8 protein-coding genes and 1 tRNA gene are annotated in these 6,610 nt (G+C 72.3%); 7 read left to right on the top strand and 2 right to left on the bottom strand.

Annotated features, from left to right (window positions below; translation table 11 throughout):
- Positions 1-95: 95 nt before the first annotated feature.
- Together B9H04_RS11435 and B9H04_RS18730 are read left to right on the top strand one after the other, a co-directional pair.
- Positions 96-686, top strand: a complete 591-nt coding sequence (locus tag B9H04_RS11435) for an AsnC family transcriptional regulator (RefSeq protein WP_049932338.1) — start codon at positions 96-98, stop codon at positions 684-686.
- 67 nt (positions 687-753) lie between these two features.
- Positions 754-904 (top strand) — tRNA-Gln (locus B9H04_RS18730).
- A 150-nt stretch (positions 905-1,054) separates the two neighbouring features.
- Here B9H04_RS18730 and B9H04_RS11430 read toward each other — a convergent pair.
- Entirely contained in the window at positions 1,055-1,480 is a 426-nt protein-coding gene (locus tag B9H04_RS11430; RefSeq protein ID WP_049932340.1) for an arsenate-mycothiol transferase ArsC, read from the bottom strand.
- Positions 1,481-1,628: 148 nt separating this feature from the next.
- On the opposite strand from B9H04_RS11430, the gene B9H04_RS11425 reads away from it, so the two are divergent.
- On the top strand, positions 1,629-2,117 hold the full coding sequence (locus tag B9H04_RS11425) for a hypothetical protein (protein ID WP_049932342.1): 489 nt from the start codon (positions 1,629-1,631) through the stop codon (positions 2,115-2,117).
- A gap of 52 nt (positions 2,118-2,169) precedes the next feature.
- Here the strand turns inward: B9H04_RS11425 and B9H04_RS11420 are convergent, their stop codons facing one another.
- Positions 2,170-2,628 (bottom strand): transporter, encoded by a 459-nt coding sequence (locus tag B9H04_RS11420; RefSeq protein WP_085682720.1) that lies wholly within the window; start codon positions 2,626-2,628, stop codon positions 2,170-2,172.
- A 98-nt stretch (positions 2,629-2,726) separates the two neighbouring features.
- On the opposite strand from B9H04_RS11420, the gene B9H04_RS11415 reads away from it, so the two are divergent.
- From B9H04_RS11415 to B9H04_RS11400, 4 genes are read left to right on the top strand one after another with little or no spacing between them, the layout of a single operon-like run.
- Complete coding sequence (locus B9H04_RS11415) at positions 2,727-3,281, top strand: helix-hairpin-helix domain-containing protein (RefSeq protein ID WP_085682719.1); 555 nt, start codon at positions 2,727-2,729, stop codon at positions 3,279-3,281.
- A 59-nt stretch (positions 3,282-3,340) separates the two neighbouring features.
- Positions 3,341-5,002, top strand: a complete 1,662-nt coding sequence (locus tag B9H04_RS11410) for an anthranilate synthase component I family protein (protein ID WP_049932349.1) — start codon at positions 3,341-3,343, stop codon at positions 5,000-5,002.
- Entirely contained in the window at positions 4,999-5,670 is a 672-nt protein-coding gene (locus tag B9H04_RS11405; protein ID WP_049932350.1) for an anthranilate synthase component II, read from the top strand. Before B9H04_RS11410 ends, B9H04_RS11405 begins: the two co-directional genes overlap by 4 nt.
- Positions 5,663-6,601 (top strand): aminotransferase class IV, encoded by a 939-nt coding sequence (locus B9H04_RS11400; protein ID WP_049932352.1) that lies wholly within the window; start codon positions 5,663-5,665, stop codon positions 6,599-6,601. The genes B9H04_RS11405 and B9H04_RS11400 overlap by 8 nt, the downstream gene beginning before the upstream one ends.
- Positions 6,602-6,610 lie beyond the last annotated feature (9 nt).

The raw sequence follows: 6,610 nt of genomic DNA, 5'->3' as shown, positions 1-6,610 counted from the left end.
CCCCGCGGCCGTCCCGGTCTCCCGGCGCCGCCCGGGGCCCGCGACCGCCCGCCCCTCCCGGACGCCTTTTGCCCGCGCCGGGTGAACGCTCGCCCATGCGAACGCTCGACGAGACGGACCGGGAGATCATCCGGTTGCTGCTGGCCGACGCGCGGCGCCCGTACAGCGATATCGCCGAGCGCGTGGACCTCTCCGCGCCCGCGGTGTCGGACCGGGTCGACCGGCTACGCGAGGTGGGCGTCATCGAGGGGTTCACGCTTCGGATCGACGGTGACGCGCTCTCTGACGGGCTGCGGGTCCTCGCGACGCTCGCTGTCGCGCCCGCGGACGCCGAGCGCGTTCACGCGGCGGTCGCGAGCCACGAGCGCGTCGAGCACGCGTTCCTCACCGCAGACGGCGAGGTGACGGTCGTCGCGCGCGTCGAGGAGGGGACCGCTCGTGACCTCGTCGACGACGCGGTCGGACTGGCGGCCGTGCGCGACCTGTCGGTGCGGCTGCTCGACGCCCACGAGTGGTCGCCCGCGGTCGGCGACGCGGACCTCGCGGTCGAGTGCGTCGAGTGCGGCAACACCGTCACCGCCGAGGGGGAGTCGGCCCGGATCGACGGGACGCTGTACCACTTCTGTTGCGGCTCCTGTCGCGAGAACTTCGAGGAGCGGTTCGACCGGATCGAGGAGGGGGCGTAGCCGGGGCCGTCCCAGTCTCGTCGCGGAGAGTAACGTACTTGAGTGCCCGTCGGTTAGCCGAATACGAAGTCCCGTGGTGTAGTGGCCAATCATAATGGCCTTTGGAGGGAATCCGTCCGCGTCTGCGGCTCACGCGCGGCTGTCGGGTGTTCCATCAAGAACGCCCGTCGGATGCCCGAAGTCAGCCATTGACGGCGGTTCGAATCCGCCCGGGACTATTCTGCGGCGAGCAACTCCGCGAGCCGCAGGTGTCCGAATTGATTCGAGCCCAGAGGACGAGCGAAGCGAGTCCTCGCAGTTCGAATCCGCCCGGGACTATTTCCGTCGAGAGAAACCCCCGAGTCGCACGGATACGCGGCCGGAGCCGCCTACTTCTCGTCAAAGAACTCATCGAAGAGGTCGCGCACGCGCCCCTCGACCTCGTCGCGGATATCCCGGACACGATCGATATCCTGCCCGTGCGGGTCGTTGAGCGCCCAGTCGCGCCCCTCGACGCCGTCCGGGAGCGTCAGCGTCGAACAACCCATCGTCGCGACCACGTCGCACGCGTCGAGTTCCGCGGTCGAGACCTCGCGGGGGACGCGGTCGGAGAGGTCGATGTCCACCTCCGCCATCGCCGCCACGACCTCGGGGTGGACCTCGTCCGCGGGGTGGGTCCCGCCGGTGACGACCTCCACGCGGTCGCCGAGGTCGCGCTCGCGGCGCTCGCGTTCGGCGAACGCGGCCGACATCTGGCTACGACCGGCGTTCTGTACACAGACGAACCCGAACGTGGCGACGTCGTCTTCGCTCACACCTGCGCGTCCCGTCACGCCCGATTAAGGGTTTCTAAGAGGGATATAGAGTGGTATATATCCGACGCGGAAGACGCCGGGTCTCGCGGACGCCTTCCGCTCCGGAGCTACCTGTGTCATTTTTTACCATGCGGATCGTGGACGATCTATGGACATCCCAACCTACCGGGAGGCGGTCGCCGCGAACCGCCGCCGACACGGCTTCGAGGCGGTCGACGCGGACGTAGACGGACTCGACCACCTGTGGGAGACTCGCGAGACGGACGACACGCTCGGCGACGTGGCGGTGTTCGCGGCGCTCGTCGAGGCGGACGAGACGGACGCGGAGACGCTCGTCGACACCGCGTCGGCGTTCCGCGACGTGCTCGTCGACCGGATCGACGCCCGACCCGAACGCGCCGACGGCGGCGAGTCGGCCACCCCGATCGGCTACGTGACGTTCGCGACGCCGGACCCCGACGCGTCGCTCCTCGGGGCGATGTCCGGGTTCACGGTCGCGAGGGGGCGGACGAACGTCTTCCCGCTCGTGTACGACACGGCGGCGGAGCGGCTCCACCGCCACGAGGTGCCGCGGCTGAAGGGGCGCGGGATCTACCGCCGACAGGCGGACGACGCCGAGCGGCTCTTCGAGGCGTAGCCCGGCCGATGCGGCGCGGACATCCGTCAGCGACCGCCGCCGCTCGCGCTCCTCAGAACAGTCCCGGGCTGGCGAGCAGCCCCGCCGTGACGATGAGCCCGACGGAGACGGCGGACGCGCCGTAGAGGAACGGCTTGGCGTCGCGGGCGGGCTCGCGGAGCTTGTCGACGTCGAGCCCGTCGGCCAGCTTCGAGCCGGCGACCTCGACGAGGCCGGTGCCGACGAACCACAGGCCGAGCATCGTCAACACGGGGTGGCCGCGGGGCGTTCCCGTCAGCCCCTCGAAGGTGTACAGCGTCCCCGCCATGTGACCGCCGGTGAGGACGAACGCGAGGGCGCCGATCCGCGTGATCCAGCGCAGGCGACCGACGACCGAACCGAGCGCGGTCGTGCCGATGTCGCCCCGGAGCGCGGCGGGGAGAATCGCGAGGGTGACGAACAGCACGCTGCCGACCCAGAGGACGGCAAAGCCGACGTGGACCGACCACATCACGGGGTTGAGAACGTCCATACCGCCGGAACGGCCCGATCCCACTTATAAACACGCGAGACGGGACGACCGGATCCCGGCGACGGTTTTTAAATATCTCGCACGTGTAGCCGCGGGCAATGGCCCTACTTCAGAAGCTCAAAGAGAAGCTCGGCTTCGGGAGCGGTTCGAGCGAGCGGGAGTCCGGCGAGACAGAAGTGACCGTCGAGCGGGAGTCGGAACCGGCCGCTGACGCGACGGCTACGGTGCCGGCCGCCGGGAGCGAGTCGGCGGCCGCCGCGGACAAGGGCGACCCCGCGGCGACCGACGCCGACGACGGAGACGCCGAGGCCGACGCGGAACCGGTCGCCGCCGAGACGGAGGCCGCCGCCTCGACCGGGTCGCTCGTCGACGGCGAGGCGTCCGAGCCCGATGAGACCGCGACCGACGAGGCGGCCGAACAGGCGGAGGCCGCGGCCGGCGAGGGGGACGCAGTCGCGGTCGACAACGACGACCGCGGGCCGAGCGTCGAGGAGATCAAGGGCATCGGCCCGGCGTACGCCGAGCGCCTCGCCGGGATCGGGATCGAGACGATAGACGATCTCGCCGCGGCGGACGCGGCCGCCGTGGCCGAGGGGACGAGCGTCGGCGAGAAGCGCGCCGCGACGTGGATCGACCGCGCGAGCGAGTTCTGACGGCCGGGACGAGTCCGGTCGACCGCAACTGTTTCACCGCCACCGCCGAAGAGAGTCGCATGAACCGAACGGTACGCACCGACCGGGGCCGGTTCCGCGCGGTCGCGGCCGCGGCGCCGGACGGCGCCCGGGTCCCGGTCGAACTCCGGGTCGACGTCGACGACCCCTTCGCGGCCTACCGCCGGGCGCGGCGCGGCCCCGGCGGCGTCTTCTACGAGACGACCGGCGGCCAGTCCGGATGGGGCTACTTCGGCGTCGACCCGGTCGAGCGGCTGACCGTCTCCGACGAGGCGGTCGTCGCGACCGCGAGCGGCGAGGGGAAGGGGTCGGGCGGCGACGGGCGGACGGCCTCCACCGGCGACTACCGGCGCTCGTCGCCCTCGCTGACGGCGCTAGAGGGACTCCTCGACGGCGAGACGCTGGCCCGCGGCGACTGCGACGTGCCGTACCCGTGCGGCGCGTTCGGCTGGCTCTCCTACGACGCCGCCCGCGAGCTGGAGGACTTCCCGCCGCCGGCGTCCGACGGTCCCGGAGCGGTCGACGACCGCGGCCTCCCGCGGCTCCAGGCCGCGCTCTTCGACCGGATCGCGGCGTGGGAGTGCCCTGTCGACGCCGACGGCGGTTCCGAGTCCGTCACGCTCCGAGTCACCGCCTGTCCGCGCGTCCCGGCAGGACTCGACGACCCCGACGCCGACCGCGACGCGCTCGACACGGTGTTCGACGGGGGCGTCGAGCGGGCGGCGGCGCTGATAGACCGTATTGAGGGTGGAGACCCGAGTTCGGGGCCAGTGCCCGACCCGGCCGCGGCCGGCGCGACCTTCGAGAGCGACGTGGGCCGCGAGGGGTACGCCGACGCGGTCCGCCGGGTCAAAGCGTACGTCCGCGAGGGCGACACGTTCCAGGCGAACGTCTCCCAGCGGCTGACCGCGCCCGCCGCGGTCCACCCGCTCGACGCGTACGACGCCCTGCGGGCGGTGAACCCGGCCCCGCACTCCGGGCTGGTCGAGTTCGGCGAGCGCCCGAGCGGAGTCGACCTCGTGAGCGCGAGCCCGGAGCTCCTCTTGGAGCGCGAGCCGACCGACGACCCCGACCGCGGCGCCCGCCTCGTCACCGAACCGATCGCGGGGACGCGCCCCCGCGGGGAGACGGAGGCGGCGGACGCCAGGCTGGAGACCGAACTGACCGGCGACGAGAAGGAGCGCGCCGAACACGCGATGCTGGTCGACCTGGAACGCAACGACCTCGGCAAGGTGTCGCGGTTCGGTACTGTCGAGGTGAGCGAGTACCGCCGCGTCGACCGCTACAGCGAGGTGATGCACCTCGTGAGCCTGATCGAGGGGGAGGCGCGGCCCGACGTTGGGCTTGCGGACGCGGTCGCGGCCTGCTTCCCCGGCGGGACGATCACGGGCGCGCCCAAGCCCCGGACGATGGAGATCATCGACGAGTTGGAGCCGACCCGACGAGGCCCGTACACCGGGTCGATGTTCGCGGCCGGGTTCGACGGACGCGCGACGCTGAACATCGTCATCCGGACGCTCGTGCGCCGCGCCGCCGAGTACCACCTCCGGGTCGGGGCCGGGATCGTCCACGACTCCGACCCGGACGCCGAGTACGAGGAGACGCTCGCGAAGGCTCGGGCGCTGGTGAGCGCGGTCGACGAGGCGCTCGTCGCCGGCGAGATGGCGGTCGACGAACCCGCTGAGGGGGTGGCGGAGCGATGACGGTGGACGAGGCCGAGACGGGCGCTGGGCCCGATTCGGAACCCGCGGCGGCGGGAGCCGGCTGGCGTCCCGGCGCTGGCGACGCCGACGCGCGGGTGCTCGTCGTCGACAACTACGACTCGTTCGCGTACAACCTCGTCCAGTACGTCGGCGAGGTCGCCGGCGCGGTGACGGTGCGCCGCAACGACGCGGTCGACCTCGCGGGGATCCGCGCGCTCGACCCGGACGGCGTCGTTGTCTCGCCCGGGCCGGGAACCCCGGCTGAGGCGGGCGTCTCGACGGCCGTCTTCGCGCTCGACTGCCCGGTGTTCGGCGTCTGTCTCGGCCACCAGGCGCTGTGCGCGAGCCGGGGGAGTCGGGTCGGCCACGCGCCGGAGGTCGTCCACGGGAAGCCCTCGACGATAACCCACGACGGCGAGGGCGTCTTCGCCGGCCTCCCCGACCGGCTCCGCGTCGGGCGGTACCACTCGCTCTCCGTCGAGCGCGAGGCCCTTCCGGACGAGCTGGTCGAGACCGCGCGAACCGACGAGGAGCGCGAGGTCGTGATGGGCGTGCGCCACCGCGAGAAGCCGCACGTCGGCGTCCAGTTCCACCCCGAGAGCATCCTCACGCCGCGCGGGAAGCGCATGGTCCGGAACTTCGTGGAGGTGTGCGAAGAGCATGAGTGACGACACCGACCGCTCGGCGGCGACCGGCGACGGCGAGCGACTGTACCACGTCGACGGCGACCTCGTCCCGGCCGCGGAGGCGACCGTCTCGGTGGAGGACCGCGGGTTCGCCTACGGGGACGCCGCCTTCGAGACGATGCGCGCGTACGGCGGCGACGTCTTCCGGTGGGACGCGCACGCGGCCCGGCTCGCCGACACCTGCGAGACGCTGAAGCTCGACCACGGGATCACCGACGCGGAGCTGAAACGCCGCGTCGACGAGACGCTCGCCGCGAACGACCTCGCGGACGCCTACGTCAGGCTCTCGATCACGCGCGGGACGCAGCCCGGCACGCTCGACCCGCGGCCCGAGGTCGACCCGACCGTGGTCGTCATCGCGAAGCCGCTCCCCCGGGGCGGCGTCGGGAGCGATCCGGTCCACGGCGGGCCCGCCGCGCTCCAGACGACCAAGACGCGCAAGCCCGCGAGCCGCGCGCTCCCGGCCGCGGCGAAGACGCACAACTACCTCAACGGAATCTTGGCCCGGCTCGAACTCCGCGTCACCGGCGCGGACGAGGCGCTCATGCTCGACCCCGACGGCAACGTCGCGGAGGGCGCGACCGCGAACCTCTTCTTCGCCGACGGGACAGCGCTCAAGACGCCCTCGCTGGACGGACCGATCCTGCCCGGCGTCACCCGGACGACGGTGATCGAACTCGCGGAGTCGGAGGGGATCCCGGTCGAGGAGGGGACGTACGCGCCGGACGCGGTCCGCGAAGCCGACGAGGCATTCCTCACGAACTCCACGTGGGAGGTCCGCCCCGTGGCGACCGTCGACGGCATCGCGGTCGACGGCGACGGCGAGGGGGTCGCCGGCCCGCTCACGACGCTCCTCTCGCGGCTGTTCGACCGGCGCGTCGAAGAGCGGTACTACGACGGTGAGCGGCTGTGACGGGCGGCG

Source organism: Halorubrum ezzemoulense DSM 17463, from assembly GCF_002114285.1.
Lineage (GTDB): Archaea > Halobacteriota > Halobacteria > Halobacteriales > Haloferacaceae > Halorubrum > Halorubrum ezzemoulense.
This window is presented reverse-complemented; position numbering and strand designations above follow the sequence as displayed.